Origin of the sequence: Gluconobacter aidae (genome assembly GCF_009547075.1) — a bacterium.
Lineage (GTDB): Bacteria > Pseudomonadota > Alphaproteobacteria > Acetobacterales > Acetobacteraceae > Gluconobacter > Gluconobacter aidae.
This window is the reverse complement of sequence record NZ_WIPH01000040.1, coordinates 1-18,430: the sequence shown is the minus strand read 5'-3', so window position 1 is coordinate 18,430 and position 18,430 is coordinate 1. Positions and strand designations below refer to the sequence as shown.

General features: G+C 57.0%; 16 protein-coding genes. 14 read left to right on the top strand and 2 right to left on the bottom strand.

Annotated elements, in window-relative coordinates; all coding sequences use genetic code 11:
• The 4 genes from GFJ39_RS12190 to GFJ39_RS12175 all read left to right on the top strand — a co-directional run.
• A partial coding sequence (locus GFJ39_RS12190; protein WP_194285372.1) for a carbohydrate porin occupies positions 1-827 on the top strand: 827 nt, incomplete at its 5' end.
• Between the two features lie 127 nt (positions 828-954).
• Positions 955-1,359, top strand: a complete 405-nt coding sequence (locus tag GFJ39_RS12185; protein ID WP_407645898.1) for a glycerol dehydrogenase — start codon at positions 955-957, stop codon at positions 1,357-1,359.
• Entirely contained in the window at positions 1,359-3,578 is a 2,220-nt protein-coding gene (locus GFJ39_RS12180) for a pyrroloquinoline quinone-dependent dehydrogenase (RefSeq protein ID WP_153431571.1), read from the top strand. The genes GFJ39_RS12185 and GFJ39_RS12180 overlap by 1 nt, the downstream gene beginning before the upstream one ends.
• Positions 3,579-3,746: 168 nt before the next feature.
• The gene (locus tag GFJ39_RS12175) at positions 3,747-4,505 is read left to right on the top strand and encodes an IclR family transcriptional regulator (protein ID WP_153431570.1); all 759 of its coding nucleotides are present in this window, start codon (positions 3,747-3,749) and stop codon (positions 4,503-4,505) included.
• A gap of 122 nt (positions 4,506-4,627) precedes the next feature.
• Here GFJ39_RS12175 and GFJ39_RS12170 read toward each other — a convergent pair whose 3' ends face one another.
• Complete coding sequence (locus GFJ39_RS12170; protein WP_228391932.1) at positions 4,628-6,703, bottom strand: TonB-dependent hemoglobin/transferrin/lactoferrin family receptor; 2,076 nt, start codon at positions 6,701-6,703, stop codon at positions 4,628-4,630.
• 426 nt (positions 6,704-7,129) lie between these two features.
• On the opposite strand from GFJ39_RS12170, the gene GFJ39_RS12165 reads away from it, so the two are divergent.
• The 9 genes from GFJ39_RS12165 to GFJ39_RS12125 all read left to right on the top strand — a co-directional run bounded on the left by GFJ39_RS12165 (position 7,130) and on the right by GFJ39_RS12125 (position 16,244).
• On the top strand, positions 7,130-7,459 hold the full coding sequence (locus GFJ39_RS12165; protein WP_153431569.1) for an antibiotic biosynthesis monooxygenase family protein: 330 nt from the start codon (positions 7,130-7,132) through the stop codon (positions 7,457-7,459).
• A gap of 158 nt (positions 7,460-7,617) precedes the next feature.
• A complete protein-coding gene (locus tag GFJ39_RS12160) occupies positions 7,618-8,391 on the top strand; it encodes a heme/hemin ABC transporter substrate-binding protein (RefSeq protein WP_325062940.1) in 774 nt (257 codons plus the stop codon).
• The gene (locus GFJ39_RS12155; protein ID WP_153431568.1) at positions 8,388-9,416 is read left to right on the top strand and encodes a FecCD family ABC transporter permease; all 1,029 of its coding nucleotides are present in this window, start codon (positions 8,388-8,390) and stop codon (positions 9,414-9,416) included. Before GFJ39_RS12160 ends, GFJ39_RS12155 begins: the two co-directional genes overlap by 4 nt.
• A complete protein-coding gene (locus GFJ39_RS12150) occupies positions 9,413-10,114 on the top strand; it encodes an ATP-binding cassette domain-containing protein (RefSeq protein WP_325062939.1) in 702 nt (233 codons plus the stop codon). The genes GFJ39_RS12155 and GFJ39_RS12150 overlap by 4 nt, the downstream gene beginning before the upstream one ends.
• A 122-nt stretch (positions 10,115-10,236) precedes the next feature.
• Positions 10,237-10,557, top strand: coding sequence for an antibiotic biosynthesis monooxygenase family protein (locus tag GFJ39_RS12145; RefSeq protein WP_153431567.1), 321 nt, complete (start codon positions 10,237-10,239; stop codon positions 10,555-10,557).
• A gap of 162 nt (positions 10,558-10,719) precedes the next feature.
• Entirely contained in the window at positions 10,720-11,487 is a 768-nt protein-coding gene (locus tag GFJ39_RS12140; protein WP_228391931.1) for an AraC family transcriptional regulator, read from the top strand.
• A gap of 246 nt (positions 11,488-11,733) precedes the next feature.
• A complete protein-coding gene (locus GFJ39_RS12135) occupies positions 11,734-13,947 on the top strand; it encodes a TonB-dependent siderophore receptor (protein ID WP_153431566.1) in 2,214 nt (737 codons plus the stop codon).
• A 257-nt stretch (positions 13,948-14,204) separates the two neighbouring features.
• Complete coding sequence (locus GFJ39_RS12130; RefSeq protein ID WP_153431565.1) at positions 14,205-15,188, top strand: DUF1852 domain-containing protein; 984 nt, start codon at positions 14,205-14,207, stop codon at positions 15,186-15,188.
• A gap of 27 nt (positions 15,189-15,215) precedes the next feature.
• Positions 15,216-16,244 carry a methionine synthase gene (locus GFJ39_RS12125; RefSeq protein ID WP_153431564.1) on the top strand — a complete coding sequence of 343 codons (1,029 nt, stop codon included), beginning with the start codon at positions 15,216-15,218 and terminating at the stop codon, positions 16,242-16,244.
• Positions 16,245-16,481: 237 nt separating this feature from the next.
• Here GFJ39_RS12125 and metF read toward each other — a convergent pair whose 3' ends face one another.
• Positions 16,482-17,342, bottom strand: coding sequence for a methylenetetrahydrofolate reductase [NAD(P)H] (gene metF / locus GFJ39_RS12120; protein ID WP_228391933.1), 861 nt, complete (start codon positions 17,340-17,342; stop codon positions 16,482-16,484).
• A gap of 198 nt (positions 17,343-17,540) precedes the next feature.
• On the opposite strand from metF, the gene GFJ39_RS12115 reads away from it, so the two are divergent.
• A partial coding sequence (locus tag GFJ39_RS12115; RefSeq protein WP_153431562.1) for a LysR family transcriptional regulator occupies positions 17,541-18,430 on the top strand: 890 nt, incomplete at its 3' end.

Sequence of the window (18,430 nt, the reverse complement as noted above, 5' to 3'; positions counted from 1 at the left end):
TCGAAAGTAATGCGATCTGCGGCATGCCTCAGTCAATCGCATACAACTCCGGATACAGTTATTACCCGACCGCCCATCCAGGCGCGTGGGTCAAATTCTACCCTGCCGGAAACAATCATTACTCCATTCAGTTCGGTGCCTACTCTGTTGATCCCACGATTGGCAATAGGCATAATGGCTGGAAAATGAACCTGCATGGCGCTACGGGAACGTTTCTTCCGTTCCAGCTTGTCTGGCATCAAGGCGGGAAAGATGATTACAGTGGACCGCTTCAGACCAATGTGAAAATTGGCGGATACTGGGATTCGTCCGAAGTAAATAATGTCTATTCCCATCTTGGGACTTTCGATATTCCGGCGCAATACCTGGTTTCCGCACCGGTTTCCAAGGTACGGGGGCGCTTTGGTGGCTGGTTCCAGTTCGACCGAATGCTGGAGCGTGACGAGAACGATCCGAACCGTGGAACATCGTTTTTCGCGTCGTTTACCTGGGGTGATCCGCGGACGTCTGTTGCGCCCTATTTCGTTGACTGGGGGCTGACACGCAAAGGGACGTTCCCGACGCGGCCGAACGATACGGTCAGCCTTGGCATGAAGATGATGTGGGTCAATCCAAAGCTCACGAGTTGGGTTCGTGAATTGCAGGGCACGGGGGCTACGGGCATATACAAGCCTTCCGGTGAACACGCGATCGAGCTTAATTACGGCTGGCGTCCCACTCCCTGGCTGCTGATCCGCCCGGGTGCCCAGTACATCTGGAGTATGGGCGGAACCAATAAATACAAAAATCCATTAATACTGGACTTTGAAACAGGAATCACACTTTGATTTAATATTCAAAGTAACTATCATGATAATACCAAGTTATATCACGTCGCTGTGAGGTATCTCGGAATATCTTATTTGAAACTGGCTTCATGTAATCACTAGTTCCCATACGGGAAAGGAAAGGTTCATGGTTAACTTATCCGGGAACGTAATGTTCCGGCGCCTTCATAATGCGACTTTTGTGGAGTGGCTCGTGCTGCTTCTTGGTGTGGTCATCACCCTCGTCGGGGTGGCATTCGTTATCGGTGGAGTAGATCTCGCCATGCTGGGGGGCTCTTTTTATTACGCGATCTGCGGCCTTGTTCTGCTGGCAGGGGGCGTCTTCATCATCCTCGGACGCACGATAGGTGCGTTCCTGTATCTTGGCGCACTGGCCTACACCTGGGTCTGGTCTGTGTGGGAAGTCGGTTTCAGCCCGATCGATCTGCTTCCCCGCGCTTTCGGGCCGACCCTTCTGGGTATTCTGGTCGCCCTGTCAATTCCGGTCCTGCGCCGTCAGGACGTGCGTTTTTCAAACAAGGGAGCCGTCTGATGCGCCGGCCATATCTTCTCGCCACGGTCGCTTCTCTGGCACTGACGACTCTGCCATTTGCGGCCCATGCACAATTTGCTCCTGCCGGAGCAGGCGGCCCGCCCTCCGCTTCAATTCCGGGACCAGGCAAAGCCGACGAACCGGCACGGGATGCACCGCCTGATCCGAGTTATTTCGCCGGACCTTCACCCTATGCCCCGCAGGCTCCGGGCGTGAATGCCGCCAATCTGCCGGATATGGATTCCATCGATGCGTCAGCATTGCCGGCCATGGTGCAGCAGCAGAGCGCCAGTCCGGCGCGTGAGGACTGGGCGACCTACGGACATGATGACAACCAGACGCGCTATTCGCCTCTGGATCAGATTACGCCGGAGAATGTCTCCAGGCTTGAGGTGGCATTCATCTATCATACGGGCAGTTATCCGCGTCCGGGGCAGGTCAATAAATGGGCAGCCGAGACGACACCGATCAAGGTCGGCGACGGTCTCTATATGTGCTCGGCTCAGAACGACATCATCAAGCTTGATCCGACAACGGGCAAGCAGATCTGGCGCCATAATCTCAATGTGAAATATGAGTCCATTCCCTACACGGCCGCGTGCAAGGGTGTGACGTATTTTACGTCATCGCAGGTGCCTGAAGGCCAGCCGTGTCACAACCGTATCATCGAAGGCACGCTGGACATGCGGCTGGTCGAAGTGGACGCAGCGACCGGTGAATTCTGCCCCACGTTCGGTCATGGCGGCCAGGTCAACCTGATGCAGGGCATGGGTGAGTCCGTCCCGGGATTCGTGGCCATGACTGTGCCCCCGATGGTCGTGAATGGTGTCGTCGTGGTCAATCATGAGGTGCTGGACGGTCAGCGCCGCTGGGCGCCTTCAGGCGTCGTGCGGGGCTATGACGCGGAGAGCGGAAAATTTGTCTGGGCGTGGGATGTCAAACGTCCCGACGATCATTCCCAGCCGACCGGCAACAACCACTACAGCCGTGGCACGCCGAACTCCTGGGCGGCGATGACTGGCGATAACGCGCTCGGGCAGGTCTATGTCCCGACCGGGAACTCGGCTGGTGACTATTTCAGCGGTTATCGCAGTCCTGAGGAAAATGCCGTTTCAACGTCGATCGTCGCACTGGATGTCAAGACCGGATCTCCTCGCTGGGTTTACCAGACAACGCGCAAGGACGTCTGGGACTATGATATGGGCTCGCAGGTTACGATGATGGACATGCCGACGCCTGACGGTCAGACGGTTCCGGCGATTATCGTGCCGACCAAGCGCGGCCAGACCTTCGTTCTCGACCGTCGGACGGGCAAGTCGATCCTGCCCGTCGTAGAGCGCCCCGCTCCGGCGGGCAATGTTCCGGGAGACACGCGCGCGCCGACCCAGCCCTGGTCCGTCGGGATGCCGGCCCTGCGCATGCCGGAGCTTCAGGAAAAGGACATGTGGGGGATGTCCCCGCTGGATCAGCTTTACTGCCGCATCAAGTTCCGCAAGGCGCATTATGTGGGTGAGTTTACGCCTCCGAGTCTGGACAAGCCGTGGATCATGTATCCGGGCGACAACGGTGGCAGCGACTGGGGCTCCATGGCCTATGATCCGCAGAGCGGGATCCTGATCGCCAACTGGAACGCCTCCCCGATGTATGCGCAGCTCATCACCCGTCGCAAGGCGGATAGTCTGAAACTCATGCCGATCGACGACGTGCACTACAAACCGGGGGCGGGAGGCTCGGCCGAGGGCAACGGTCCGATGGCGGGCACGCCTTATGCGATTACGATCGCGCCGTTCTGGGATCCGTTCACCCGTATGCTGTGCCACAAACCGCCTTATGGAATGATCACGGCAATTGATATGAAGCACGGCCAGAAAGTGTTGTGGCAGCATCCATTGGGAACGGCGCGCGCCAATGGTCCGTGGGGCCTGCCGACTGGACTGCCCTGGGAAATCGGGACACCCAACAATGGTGGTTCCGTTATCACCAAGGGAGGTCTGGTGTTCATCGGAGCCGCGACGGACAACCTGATCCGGGCCATCGACGAGCGGACGGGCAAGGTTCTGTGGTCGCATGTCCTTCCAGGTGGAGGACAGGCCAATCCAATGACGTATGAGGCCAATGGTCGTCAGTATGTTGCGATCATGGCTGGTGGTCACCACTTCATGATGACGCCGATTTCGGATCAGATGGTGGTGTTCGCCCTTCCCAAAGACACGAACTGAAAAACCGGAGACCGCATGACGTGCGGTCTTCCGGACATGAAAACGGCCGATTTGTCTGTAAACAAATCGGCCAGATGTTTTCCTGATCCGTCCGGGAAAACATTTCATTCAAACAGGGCTGCCAGGCTGTGTCTCGATCATTTCGGTCATCCACGAGAAAAAGGTTCCATGTCGAAAACTCCAAAACTGATTCAGTCCATCGAACGTGCCGTGGCTTTGCTTGAAATCATTGCGCATCAGGGTGGAGCTGCGCGGCTGAAGGATCTGGCCGTCATTTCCGGCCTGGGCAAGACGACGGCTCACAATATCCTTCAGACGCTGGAGCAGCTTGGCTATGTTCACCGCCGCCTGGGGGACATGAATTATTATCTTGGAGGACGCATTCTCAATCTCTCCCGCATCGTAGGGAATGACTATGTTTTCCGCGACAAGATGCGGCCTGTTCTGGAGCGGATCGCGCGGGAGAGTGGCGCTACGGTCTATTTCGCGGTTCCCAGCGGCGACAAGGCTGCTTACGTCGATATCGTGGATCTGAAGGATCCACTCTTTGCGGCCTCCCGTCTGCATGACCGGGAAAAGCTGGAAGGCTCTTCGGTCGGGCTGGTGTTTCTGGCGTTTGTGCCGGGACTGGGGAAACGTGTGCTGGCTACGCGCGCAAATGCTCTGAGCAAGAATATTCTGCTGGAAATCGAGAATGTCCGGATCAAGGGCTATGCCCTGGATCTTGAATCCTATCGGCCCGGGATCAATGCCGTTGCCATTCCCTGGCGGGAAAGCAGCGGCGAGGTCCGTTCAAGCATCGCCCTGTCGGGGCCGGCCGCGGAACTGCCGCGGCAGCGCCTGATCCAGCTCGCCTGGATGATGATGAAACATGTCGCGAGCGCCAATCTGGAAGGCTCCAGAAGCGTGTTTGGCAAAACGATCTGACAGGGCTGCCGGGAATTAAGGAAAAACCGGTTCCCTGATGACTGCTGGATCAGGTGGGCCCTCGTGATGTGAGTGCCCCCATCAAGAACGGGAGAAGAGCCGGATCCTCTCGTTCTGTACCCTCAGAAATTAACCAGTAGCGTTACCTTGAAGCTGCGACCCGGCTGGGTGTAGTACGCTTTTGGGACTGTAATGTTGTCCGGGATATCCAGCGCGCTATAATATTTCTTGTCAAAGATATTATACATGCCCGCCTGAAGCCGCATGTTGCGATAGAGCTTCGGGGAGTACCAGCCCGTCAGGTCGAATATTGCATAACCGGGCGTCTTGTTGACGTTCGATGACATGTCCGCAACCTTGTTGCGGGCTGCGGCAAAGGTTGTGGAAAGGTTGGTTCCCCAGCGATCTGTGACGTAACCGAAGCCGACGATCCCCCGGAAAGGAGCGACGGAGTTGAGGTGGACATGTTCCTGCCTGTCCTGTCCATCTGAATAGGCGAGGGACGTCCAGACTTCCCAGTGATCGGCGAAAGTCCAGTTGGCGCGGGCTTCGACACCGTAAATCCGGACGCTCTGGCGATTGATGTATTTGTAGACGCCATAGGGAAAGTTGCCGAGGATTCCGGCTTCTTCCGCCGTTCCCGTCACGCTGTCGATGAAGTTGTGATAATAATTGTCGTAGAAGGAAATGCTCGCACCCTTTCTGGAATTTCCATAACGGGCGCCGACTTCCCAGCCTCGGCTGGTTTCGGGCTTCAGGTTCTGGTTTCCGATGGACGCATAGGTTCCCGTCCCACCATAGGCAAGATACATTTCATTGGCCGAAGGGGCACGGAATGCCTCGGCATATTGCGCATAGACCGTGAAGTCCTTCAGAAGACGCGCCTCGACGAGGATCTTCGGGGAATAATGCGATCCGCTCGCCCCGCGCGGTGTGCCGCTGTAAATCGCATTGGCAACATAGCTCGGCGTATATTTCGGGCTGCGTTTGTACCAGTCGAACCGGAAGCCCGGCGTGATATGCAGCCATTCATGCTCGCCATAGCCGATGCGGTCCTGAACGATGGCACCAAGGTCCGTTCCGTGTACATCAGGCATGTCGGACTGGTTGTTATGCAGGAAATAGCACGTATAGGTCGTGGCCGTGCAGTTGTCCTTGCCTGCGGCGTATTCGCTTGAATCGGTCAGATAGGCCTCACCTCCCAGCGTGATCGCGTGATGCAGGGGGCCGGTGAAGACGTTGGATGTGATGGAGCCAACAGCACCATAGGACTGGGTGGAGAGGATATCATTGCGGTCATACTCACCGATCGGAGCTGTCAGCCGATTGGCGGCCGTATCGTTGATCGTGTCCACGTTCTGCCAGTAGGCGGTCAGATGCGCCTCGCTGATGAAGGCCAGGGGATTGGCGGCCTTATAGTCGTATCCGCCCGAGACGCGGGAGCGTTTTGTCTCTTCCAGCGTGTTATAGCGGCTGTAAGTGCTGTTGACGCTGGAAAGGGTGTTTTCGTTATAGTTGCGGTCAAACACTTCCCCTGTCAGTGTAACGCGATGGCCGCCTGCGAAGTAATGATGGATTTTCCCAAGAAAATTGCCCTGCGTATAGGAAGCAGGGTCTTTTCTGGAACGTGTCGTCCCTGTTCCACCAATATCACCGTGGTTCCCCGTTTCGCTGCCATTCTGGTAGCCGCCCTGGACGAGGATCATGGTGTTGCCGTAACGCGCGGCCAGAGCCTGATTGAGATAAGCACTTTCGCTTGAGCCGTCATAAGTGGCTTTTGACAACCCGCCGAATGTCCGGTTCTCTTTCAGAATATCCTCGGGGTTCAGGGTGCGCAGGGCGAGAACACCACCCAGGGCGCCCGTTCCGAAAAAGCTGGAATTGGCCTTCTTGACGACATCAATGCCGCCGAGGGCGTTGAAATCATAGGCGGAAACGCCGCCATCCAGACCACGGGCACCGTTGTCGGTCCAGGTCGTTCGGATACCATCGATGGTGGTGAGGATGCGGTTCTGGTCGAGGCCGCGCATGTTGATGCTGAAATTGTTGGAATTGAAATTGACGGCCGCATCCACGCGCCGACTGTAATCCGAAATATTGTCGATCATGCGGGTCTGAAGGGTTTTCAGGGTTGTCGTCTGGGTGAAGACACGCGCCTTGCCGACATTGCTGTAGTCGGCATCGGGATCGATTTTCATGGACTCGAGGACGTCTCCCTTTCCGGTCTGCCCCTGTACGCGGACAGGGGCCAGAGCGATGGGAGCGTTCTGCGGAACAGGCGACGTTCGGGCCGTGACGGCGGCAGATTTCTTTTCTTGTGTGTCGGGGAGCACGGACTGGAGCGTCGTATCCTGTGCATATAAGCGCCCGGGACCTCCAGAGCCCATCAGGACAAGGGCAGAGGTGAGGAGAAGCTGGCGTCGGCAGGAAATTCTGCGATGGCGGGAAGGCATGTGACCGCGTCCTTGTTAAGAATCTGTCGCAACAAAATGCCAAGGCGAAAGGTCTGTCAATAAGATGCGATTGATTCTCATTCTCGTATATGGCAGCGTTGCCACATCGGATGGGACCATTCCTCTGTTCCTGCCGAAAAACCGCGGAATTCCGGAAGCGAGGAGAGCCAGATGTTCGTTGTTGTGAACCGTTTCAAAGTGCGGCTGGACCGTGAATCCGACTTCCGGCGCCGCTGGCTGGATCGGGAGGTGCTTCTCAACACTGTTCCGGGTTTCCTCATGATCCGGTTCCTGAAAGGCGGCACCTGTTCAGACCATGTGGCCTATGCTTCGCATGCGTCCTGGACGTCGCGCGAAGCCTTCGAGGCATGGCGTGGATCGGACCTGTTCCAGACGGCGCACAAGGATGCCGGCAAGGGCGAACCCCTGACGATCGGGCGGCGGGAGTTCAGTGCCTATGAGGTGCTCCGGACTGTCGAAGGGATGGAGCAGGCCGCGTGATGACGCAGAATTCTGCTCTTTCCCGCCGGCGGCTGGGTCTATCCCTTGTCGCCATGAGCGTGACAGCCGGTCTCCTGCCCAAAACAGGGGAGGCCGCCTCTGCGCGGACGATAACGGACTGCCGCGGTCGTCATGTTGTGATCCCGGCGGTATAGCGCATTGCCTGCATCGGCGGAACCATTACGGAAACGCTTTATGCGTTTGGGCGCTCGCAGAGCATCATTGGCGTTGATCTGACGTCTACATGGCCGGAACAGGCACAGCGGGAAAAGAAAAACCTGGGCTATATGCGGGCAATTTCCGCCGAAGGAGTTCTGTCTCTCAGGCCGGATCTGATCCTGGCCATGAATGATTCCGGTCCGGCCGCTGCGATGGATCAGCTTGCGGCTTCGGGTGTTCCGGTCGTGTTCGTGGATGCAACGCACTCGCCGGAAGCGATCGAGGGACGTACTCGTTTTCTGGCCCGAATCGTTGATGCGAAAACTGAAGGGGAGCGCCTGTGCGCCACGATTTCGGAGCAGTTCCGAAACTTGGCCTTATGGCGTGAGGCGCATCCGCAGATGCGGCGTGTGCTGTTCGTGATGCGTATGACGAACAACCGTCCCATGGCCGCAGGGGCGGGAACGGCTGCGGATGCCGTGATCGGTCTTGCGGGGGCGATCAATGCCGGAGCAGGCATGCAGGGCTATAAGATCGTGGATCAGGAAAACCTTGTTGCGCTCCGGCCAGATGTAATTCTGACAATGCAACAGGGTGGGGATGTGATCCGGGATGAGCTTCTGGCTGATCCGGGATTCCAGTTAACCCCTGCGGGCAAGAGCCGGGCGATCATTGCCATGGAGGGGGAGCGTCTACTTGGATTTGGGCCTCGTACGCCCCAGGCTGCGCTTGATCTGGCGCGCCTGATTGAAACGGCGGGTCATCCCGTATGACGTCATCCCGGCGTCAGGCCCTGGTCTTTCTGATCGCTCTCATGCCACTGCTGCTGCTGGCCGTAATCGCGGCGCTGAATATCGGAGCCACCGGCGTGCATCTGTCGGCTCTGTGGCATGGAACGACGGATCCTGACATCCGGGCAGACCGGATCGTGCTGCTTCGTATCCGTGGACCACGGGTCGTGATGTCGGGGCTGACGGGGGCGGCGCTGGCGGTTGCCGGAGCTGTCATGCAGGGGCTTTTCCGCAATCCCCTGGCCGATCCGGGGCTGATCGGCGTGTCATCGGGGGCGGCACTGGCGACGGCCTGCATGATCGTTCTGGGGGGACCATGGCTTGTTTCGGGGGCATGGGGTGTCTGGGCCATTCCTGCTGCGGGGATGTGCGGCAGCTTTGCCGCGGCCTATCTGCTGTATCTGTTTGCGACGCGCGGAGGCGTGACCTCCGTCAGTACCATTCTTCTGGCCGGTGTGGCGCTCGGGGCGTTTTCCGGTGCTCTGACGGGTATTCTCATTTTCCGTGCCAACGATACGGCCCTGCGTGACCTGACATTCTGGACCATGGGCAGTTTCTCCGGCGCGACATGGTCCCGCATCGGGCTGTTATGTCCGTTCCTTTGTGTTGCGGCGGCTGTGACGGCACGTCTGGCCACGCCGCTCAATGCCCTGCTGCTGGGCGAGAGCGATGCCCGCCTGATCGGGTATCCGGTTGAGCGGATCAAGCGTCTGGCCATGGTGGCGGTGGCCTGCGCCGTCGGACCAACGGTGTCCTTCGTGGGGGCGATCGGGTTCGTAGGCGTCATCGTGCCGCATCTTGTCCGGCTGGTGACGGGCCCGGATCATCGTCTCGTCCTGCCGGGAAGTGCGCTTTTAGGGGCAAGCCTCATGATCGTGGCCGATACGCTGGCGCGCGTGATTGCAGTCCCCGCAGACGTTCCCGTGGGGATCGTGACGGCTGTTCTGGGAACGCCGGTCTTCGTCTGGCTGCTGTCCGGCGCCCACGGGCGCGAGGTGGTATCGTGAGCCTGGCTCTTCAGGATGTCGTCTGGCGCGCGGGCGGGAAAACGATCCTGCACGGGGCTTCGCTTTGCTTCGAGGGCGCACAGGTCACGGCCATTGTCGGGCCGAATGGCGCGGGGAAAAGCACACTGCTCCGGCTTGTTAGCGGATTGCTGTTGCCCAGCAGTGGAACGGTGACGTTGCAGGGTACGGAGTTGAACCATCTTTCTCTGGAACGCCTCGCGGCGATGCGGGCCATGCTGACACAGGAGACTGTTCTGCGGGCACATTTCACATTGCGGGATCTCGTCGTGATGGGAGCCCGTGTCTCGGCGCCCCGCCTGACCGGTTGGGAACGCACAATACTGGCGGACGACCTGCTCGCTCGCGTCGGGCTGGAGCACTTTGCGGATCGCGATGTCATGGGTCTTTCCGGCGGCGAGCGCCAGCGTGCCCATCTGGCCCGCGTCCTGATGCAGCTTGAGGCCGCGATGTCGGACAGGGAGATGCGCCGGGATTTCTGCTGCTCGACGAGCCGATTTCCGCGCAGGATCCGGCCCGTCAGCATCTGGTCCTTGATCTTGCCCGCGCGCATGCCCGCAAGGGAGGCGGGGTCGTGCTGGTCCTGCATGACCTCAACTGGGCCGTGGCCTGTGCCGACAGGATCGTGGTCGTGCATCAGGGCACCATTCATGCGCAGGGACCGCCACAGGACGTTCTGACAGGCACTCTGGCCCGGACGGTATTCGGGCTGGAAGAAGGGCGCGTCCGAACCCATGAACGAACGGGCAAGCCCTACATCCTGCCGCACGATATCATTTTCAGCTGATGAAAGAGAAAACAGATGCACCAGTATATTGCGATGAACCGCTTCAAAGTAGCTCAGGACAATGCCGAAGCTTTTGAAAAACGCTGGCTGGACCGGGAGGTCCTTCTGAAAACGGTGCCCGGGTTCGTCAGTTTCCAGTTCCTGAAAGGCCCGACGCAGGATGGTCTGACGCTTTATGCATCCCACACAGTCTGGGGCTCCCATGATGCCTTCGTGGGATGGACCCGGTCCGAACAGTTCCGGCAGGCACATACGGGCGCTGGACACGGACGGACGCTGATGGTGGGGTCCCCTGTTTTTGAAGGCTTTCTGGTCCTTCAGAACATCCCGGCCTGAAAGGCCCCATTCCCGCTCAGGTTCTTCAAAAAAATGGACGCGGAATGTCCGCCAGTGTTCTATGACGCATCGTTCTGATGTGTTGGTGCAGACGAACGGAACATTGGGCAGGATCATTTTGCTGGATCTCTTTTGAAGAAACATGAACGGGGTCATCGCATCATGAAGCGGACGGCCGATCTGCCGGACCGTCCACCACCGGTCGTGGGGTTTGCGGACCGTTATCTGGGCGGTTTCGTCGACGGGTATCACACGCATGACCGCTCCCAGCTCTCGCTGTTTCTGGGCGGAACGGTGACCATCAGTACGCTGGGGCGCAGTTTCGTACTCGGGTCAGGGCAGGGGATGTGGATCCCCGCCAACACGCTTCATCAGGCAAACTGCCGGACCGATCTGGCATTTCAGGTCATTTACGTTGATCCCACACTGCCGGAAGCCGAAGACCTTCCGTGCAAGATGTTCGACACCTCATCCCTCATGCGGGGGCTCGCGGATGAGATTATCGCCATGCGCTACGAGTTCTCCATGGATGAGCGCATGACGTCCATTGCGCGGCTTCTTGTCGGTGAAATCAGACGCGCGCGCCCGATTGCGGACCGGTTGCTGTTTCCTTCCGATCCGCGCCTGCTTCGCGTGTGTGAGGCGATTGCCGCCCAGCCCGGAGACTGCCACGACATCGACCACTGGGCGCGGGAAGCAGGCATGGCCCGACGGACCTTTACCCGACTTTTCCAGCAGGAAATGGGCATGGGGTTCGCCGCCTGGCGCCGGCGTGTCCGGGTGGTCGAGGCAGCTTCCCGCCTTGCCGCGGGGCAGTCGATTTCCGAAGTCGCATTCGACCTCGGTTACGAGAATGCCAGCAGTTTCAGCACGATGTGTTCCATCGGACCTTCGGTGTTTCCCCCCGCATGGTGCGCTCAGGGACGCTGACACCGCCGCTGTAACCGGCGGTTTTCTCAGCCCCAGTCTTCCATCCGCTCCCATCCGGACGGCAACGCAGCGACTTCCATTCTCGGCGATCAGGCAGAGTTTGTTCGCGTTCGGGCCAATGGCCGTCGCGTCGGTTGATGCGCCCTGCGAATGTGGCTAGGAGCGCGACTAAGAGTCATTCTCAATACAAAAGGCAGGCCGCCGACCCTCTGTGGACAGAAGCCGGTAACGACATATGGGTGGGGTATGCAGCGTAACAGGATCATCTATACGGCGCTTTTTTCGATCGTTCTGAGCGATACGGCGTTCGCCGCCGATCAGGACAGAAAAGCCGACACGGACCGGCATTCCGGGAGAACAGCAGTTGGCCACCTCACACACAAATCCATGGAAACACATGCAAAAGACGTCGAACAGATCAGGGTTCGCGGGCATCTGGCTTCGACCGTTGCGTCCTCCGCCACCAAGTCGAACACACCCCTGGTCGAGACGGCCCAGTCGGTAACGGTCATCACCCGTGACGAAATGGATGCGCGCGGTGTGCTGACCCTCAATCAGGCTGTCCGGTATGCCGCAGGCGTGACGGCCGATACACGCGGCGGAGAAGGGACGCGCTATGATCTTTTCGATCTGCGTGGCTTCACGGTTCCGACCTTTCTGGATGGGCTGAAGTTTCAGGACAGTCCAACAGGTTTCGCGGTGGCTCAGACGGATACGTTCCGCCTGGATCGCGTCGAGCTTCTGAAGGGGCCGGCATCCGCGCTTTACGGTCAGTCCAGTCCTGGCGGTCTTACCGCGATGTCCAGCAAGCTGCCGACGGAGCAGCGGTTCTATGGCGGCGTGAATGCGACGGGCGGTATGTTCGATCTCTATCGTGTCGATGCGGATGTGGGAGGTTTTGCAACGGATGATGGAATGGTCCGCTACCGTGTGTACGGCACTATCAACGGACAGCACACACAGTTGAGCAGGACCGGAAGCCGCCGTTTCAGCATCAGCCCGTCCTTCACGTTCGGTGGGGACGGCCCGACAACCCTGACGCTGCTCGGGAACTATCAGTATGACCCCGAAAACGGTTCCTACGGTGGTGTTCCGCTGATCGGCTCTCTCAAGCGCGCGTCCTACGGCTATTTGCCGCGCAATTTCTATGATGGCGATGTTTCGGCGGAAAAATTCAACCGCAGGCAGGGGGCTGTCACCTATATCCTGAACCATCGCTTCAACGACGACTGGCGCTTCAGCACGCGCGGCCGTTATGACGATATCAGAACGATATACCGCAGTGTCTATGACAACGGATATTACGACAGCGCTGACGGCATCAGCGGCCAGATGCTGTCGCGTTCCGCCTATGGCACGCAGGAGCATACCTATAATCTGGCGTTTGACAGCCAGTTCAAGGGAAAGGTCCGCACGGGGCCGCTACGTCATGCGCTGATGTTCGGTTTTGATTACATGCAGCAGAAAGCGAACGATACGGAAGCCTATGGCGATGCGCCTGATCTGGATGTGCTGCATCCCGACTATCACATGGCCATTCCCGACCTGACGCCCTATCTGCGTTACGTTACGAAACCGCATCAGATCGGTGCTTATGGACAGGACGAGATCCGCTGGAAGCGATTGATCCTGACGGGCAGTATCCGCAATGACTGGTACCGCTCCAATCAGACCGAATATTTCGAGCAGTCCAATGATCGGCAGAGTGCAGGCCAGATTACCTGGCGCGTTTCAGGACTGTATCATTTCGATTTTGGCCTTTCGCCCTATATCAGCTACTCGACATCCTTTCAGCCACAGTCGGGCACGGTCTCGAATGACGGTGGCGTGACGTTGCGACAGGCCCATCCGTCCATCGGCAAACAGTTGGAAGGTGGCCTGAAATATCAGATCCCGGGCACGTCGGTCCTTTTTACGGCAGCGGGCTTTCATATCGAGCAGAGCAATGTCCTCGTTTCCGTTGCCAATACGGGATACAGTCTGCAAAGCGGCCTGGTTCACTCGGATGGCTTCGAGTTTGAAGCCCATGCCCAGCCATTCCACAATCTGATGCTCACGGCGGCGGTCAGTTTCCAGAAGGTCAGGGATGATTCAACCGGAAAGCCGCTGATCCAGTCCGGCAAGGGAAATGCGTCCCTGTTCGCTTTCTACACAATGCCGTCGGGCCCGCTCAAAGGGTCCGGTTTTGGCGGTGGTATGCGGTATTCAAACAAGACCTATGGTGGTGAAGCGACCTATGGCAGCGTCTGGCTCCCGCAATATGCTCTGTTTGATGCCTCGATCGCTTACGACCTCAACAACATGTCTCATTCCCTGCACGGCTGGAAATTCGCTGCCAGTGTCAGGAACCTGTTTGACAGGAACTATATTGCAAACTGCTTCGCCTATGGCGCGGACGGGCAATACTGTTACTACGGGGAGCGTCGGAACGCTCAGGCCAGCATAGGATATAGCTGGTAATACCCATGACTTTCTGAAGGAATGTGGGAACAGGCCGCGCGGTTCATGTGTGAACCGCATGGTCATATCATTGTCTTCTGGCAAAGCGCCATGTCGCCCATGAGTGAAATTCATACTTAAATGAAATAAAATCATTTTTATTCAACGAACCTCTCAGGCATAAGATTCTGCATCGCTCTGAAACGCAAACTGAAGAAACATTCCTGAATAAAAAAGGGAATAATCCGAGAACTTCAGTAATCTAGGCAGTATCTATCATGTCGGTTGAATTTACATTCAATATCAAGAAAATCCCATTCAATGAAGATTATACGCCCTCAGACAGCACACGTCTGACAACCAATTTTGCCAATCTGGCGCGCGGGGAACACCGGCAGGAAAACCTGCGGAATGTTCTGCGCATGATTGATAACCGTTTCAATTCCCTGGCGCATTGGGACAATCCCAACGGAGACCGCTATTCCGTGGGGGTTGATATTATCTCTGCTGAAATGACGATCAAATCCGACAGGAAGAATGAGTCTTTTCCTCTGATAGAGGTGCTGAACACCTCTATCTTTGACAGAAAAGACGATAAACGCATCCCGGGCATTGTCGGGAATAATTTTTCATCCTATGTCCGCGATTATGATTTCAGTGTCCTGCTGCTAAATCACAATAAAGATCTGTCAGAATTCAGAACGCCTGAGCGTTTTGGTGATCTGCATGGCAACCTGTTCAAGTGCTTTATCAATTCAGAGTGCTACAAAACCCATTTCAGGAAAATGCCGGTAATTTGTCTGAGCGTTTCAAGTAACAGGACTTATTACAGGACCAGAAATTATCATCCGGTACTAGGTATTGAATACGAGCAGCGGGACTTTTCGCTGACAGATCAGTACTTCGGGAAAATGGGAATGAAGGTCAGGTATTTCATGCCTGAGAATGCGTCCGCACCTCTGGCGTTTTACTTCTTTGGCGATCTGCTCTCCGATTATTCCAATATGGAACTCATCAGCACCATCAGCACGATGGAATCTTTCCAGAAGATTTACCGTCCTGAAATCTACAATTCCAACTCTCCGGCGGCTGACTGCTATCAGCCGAGCCTGAAGCATCAGGATCATTCGGTAACCCGGATTGTCTACGACCGCGAGGAGCGCAGTCAGTTGGCCATCGCGCAGGGCAAATTTACGGAAGAGAGCTTCATCAAGCCGTATCAGGACGTTCTTGATCAGTGGTCTGCCCAGTACTCCGTTTGAACACACCAGAACACAAGGTCATCTGTCATGAAAACACTGCTCCCCACCTCAACAGCTGGAAGCCTGCCCAAACCGTCCTGGCTGGCAAAGCCCGAGACACTCTGGTCCCCCTGGAAATTGAAGGGAGAGGAACTGGTCGAAGGCAAACAGGATGCGCTGCGTCTGACGCTGGACGATCAGGATCGTGCCGGCATCGATATCGTCAGCGATGGCGAACAGACACGTCAGCATTTCGTCACGACATTCATTGAACATCTTGGTGGCGTTGACTTCGAAAACCGTCAGACGGTCAAGATCCGCAATCGTTACGATGCGAGCGTGCCGTCCGTCGTGGGCGCCGTGACCCGTGAAAAGCCCGTCTTTGTTGAAGATGCGAAGTATCTGCGGGCGCTGACGAAAAAACCGATTAAATGGGCGCTGCCGGGGCCCATGACGATGATCGATACGCTCTACGACGGTCATTACAAAAGCCGTGAAAAGCTGGCCTGGGAATTTGCGAAGATCCTCAATCAGGAAGCCAGGGAGCTGGAGGCGGCCGGGGTCGATATCATCCAGTTTGATGAGCCGGCCTTTAACGTCTTCTTCGATGAGGTCAATGACTGGGGCATTGCCACCTTGGAGAAGGCCGTTGAGGGGCTGAAATGCGAAACGGCTGTCCATATCTGCTACGGGTACGGCATCAAAGCCAATATCGACTGGAAAAACGCGCTGGGCGCAGAGTGGCGGCAGTATGAGGAAATCTTCCCGAAACTGCAGAAATCCAGCATCGATCTGATCTCACTGGAATGTCAGAACTCCCGCGTTCCGATGGATCTTATCGAGCTTGTACGTGGCAAAAAGGTGATGGTGGGTGCCATTGATGTGGCGACCAATACCATTGAGACGCCGGAAGACGTTGCCAGCACACTCCGAAAAGCCCTGCAGTTCGTGGATGCTGACAAGCTTTACCCTTCGACCAACTGCGGTATGGCGCCTCTGTCACGTCGTGTCGCACGCGGAAAGCTGAATGCTCTGGGTGCGGGCGCGGAGATCGTGCGTAAAGAACTCTCCGCCTGATCGGCTATTCCCCTGGTTCAGCGGAACCAGGGGATCACGCAGCATGGACATCCAGGTTCGTCTTCCCCGGCAGAAACAGTGATCTCCGGGGCGTTGCATGTCAGAGACGACATTCCCTGTTCATTTCCGGTTTTGTCTGTCGAGGGCGGGTCACCTGTCCCGGTACTGGCAGGAGACCATCCATCCTGCGTTTCATCAGACATCATTGCCCCTTTCGTGATTTCCGGTTTTGCTTCTTCATGAATCCGTCTCACGGGCGGGGCGTGGACCCAGAAGATATGCAATCGCGCCGGTCAGATCCGGACGGTTCAGCGTAGAGAAATGAAACTCGTTGATTCCGTGGGATTGCAGAGTGCGAACCTGCTCTGCCGCTACGATACAGGCCGTGAGACGGCAGAGTTCCGGGTTCTTTGCTGTTCCCTCGAACAGTCGGGTCAGCCATGAAGGCACCCTGACCCCACAGAGTCCAGAAAAACGTGCAATCTGATCATAATTCGATACTGGCATGATGCCAGGAACGATCGGCGCCGTAATACCGGCCGCCAGGCAGCGATCAAGAAAGCGCAGATAGGTCGAAGCCTCAAAGAAATACTGGGTGATGGCACGGGTCGCACCGGTATCGAGCTTGCGCTTGAGATTGTCGAGATCGGCCTGTGGGCTCAGGGCCGTAGGGTGTGTTTCGGGGTAGGCGGCAACCGAGATTTCAAAGTCGGCAATGCGACGCAGGCCAGTGACAAGATCGCTGGCATGGGCGTAACCCCCCGGATGCGGCGCATAGTCGGTACCCGCGGGTGCATCGCCCCGCAGAGCCACGAGATGCCTGACACCGGCCTGCCAGTAGGTGCGGGCGATGTCGTCGATTTCTTCGCGGGTCGCGCCAATACACGTCAGATGAGCCGCCGGCACGAGCGTCGTCTCCTGCTTCAGTTGCAGGACCGTTGCCTGTGTCCGCGCCTGCATCGTACCACCCGCCCCATAGGTCACCGAGACAAAGCGCGGGGAGAGAGGCGTCAGATGCCGGATGCACTGCCACAGGCGCTGTTCCATAGCGTTTGTCCGCGGGGGGACAACTTCGAAAGAGAGGACAGGAACGGGCATGTCAGGATGACAGAGCGACGGATGGTCCGCCAGTTTCTCGGAAAGAAGGCGTTTCAAATTCGTATTCATACCAACTGCATCAGATCGGTGGGGCGGGATGACCGACGTTCAGGTGATTTTAACTAGAGCTTTATAATGATGAATATAAATGATATGTTTTCATGAATGTATTAGTTTGATGCATATAGGTGCCAGGAAATGAGTATTCTTCAACGCAATCATCTGATGATTATTCAGGAAGTTGCCCGGGAAGGCTCACTGACAGCGGCCAGCGCGCGGCTGAATCTGACCCAGCCTGCTCTCAGCCATGCCGTCCGTAAAATCGAGATGCAACTCGGCGTGAAGATCTGGCGACGCGAAGGCCGGTCCCTGATCCTGACACAGGCTGGTCAATGGCTGTTGTCTCTTGCAAACCGGCTGTTACCGCAGTTTTCACTGGCCGAAGAACGGTTGGAGCAGTTTGCGAACGGTGAGTGTGGCACATTGAGGATCGGGATGGAATGTCATCCCTGTTACCAGTGGCTTCTCAATGTTGTCTCGCCCTATCTCGAACGCTGGCCGAAAGTAGACGTCGATGTCCGGCAGAAATTTCAGTTCGGCGGCATCGGGGCGATTCTGAGTAACGAGATCGATATTCTCGTAACGCCTGACCCGCTTTACAAGCCTGGCCTGAACTTTACACCGGTCTTTGATTATGAACTGGTTCTCGTCGTGGGAAGCGGTCACAAACTGTATGGCGTTGATCGCGTCACGCCTGAGCAGCTTGCCGATGAAACTCTCATCACTTATCCCGTGCCCTCGGAACGGCTGGATATCTATACCCAGTTTCTCCAGCCCGCCGGCATCGCACCCCGTCAGCAGAAACAGATCGAGACGACTGATATCATGCTGGTCACGGTGGCACATGGCCGGGGAGTTGCGGCACTTCCCCGATGGCTGGTGGATGAATATGCCTCACGCTTAGACCTTCATTCCATAAGACTGGGTGAGCAGGGAATTGCGAAACAGATCTTTCTGGGACGGCGGGAAACTGATGGGGATGTTCAGTATCTCACCGATTTTATCGGATTTGCGGCGGCTCCGAATGA

Coding starts and splice junctions, on each gene's coding strand:
- metF (WP_228391933.1), bottom strand. CDS start 17,342: ATGCCCGTTCCTGTCCTCTCTTTCGAAGTTGTCCCCCCGCGGACAAAC.
- GFJ39_RS12165 (WP_153431569.1), top strand. CDS start 7,130: ATGTTCGTTGTTGTGAACCGTTTCAAAGTGCGGCTGGACCGTGAATCC.
- GFJ39_RS12185 (WP_407645898.1), top strand. CDS start 955: ATGGTTAACTTATCCGGGAACGTAATGTTCCGGCGCCTTCATAATGCG.
- GFJ39_RS12130 (WP_153431565.1), top strand. CDS start 14,205: ATGTCGGTTGAATTTACATTCAATATCAAGAAAATCCCATTCAATGAA.
- GFJ39_RS12145 (WP_153431567.1), top strand. CDS start 10,237: ATGCACCAGTATATTGCGATGAACCGCTTCAAAGTAGCTCAGGACAAT.
- GFJ39_RS12180 (WP_153431571.1), top strand. CDS start 1,359: ATGCGCCGGCCATATCTTCTCGCCACGGTCGCTTCTCTGGCACTGACG.
- GFJ39_RS12175 (WP_153431570.1), top strand. CDS start 3,747: ATGTCGAAAACTCCAAAACTGATTCAGTCCATCGAACGTGCCGTGGCT.
- GFJ39_RS12125 (WP_153431564.1), top strand. CDS start 15,216: ATGAAAACACTGCTCCCCACCTCAACAGCTGGAAGCCTGCCCAAACCG.
- GFJ39_RS12170 (WP_228391932.1), bottom strand. CDS start 6,703: ATGAAAATCGATCCCGATGCCGACTACAGCAATGTCGGCAAGGCGCGT.
- GFJ39_RS12155 (WP_153431568.1), top strand. CDS start 8,388: ATGACGTCATCCCGGCGTCAGGCCCTGGTCTTTCTGATCGCTCTCATG.
- GFJ39_RS12135 (WP_153431566.1), top strand. CDS start 11,734: ATGCAGCGTAACAGGATCATCTATACGGCGCTTTTTTCGATCGTTCTG.
- GFJ39_RS12140 (WP_228391931.1), top strand. CDS start 10,720: ATGAAGCGGACGGCCGATCTGCCGGACCGTCCACCACCGGTCGTGGGG.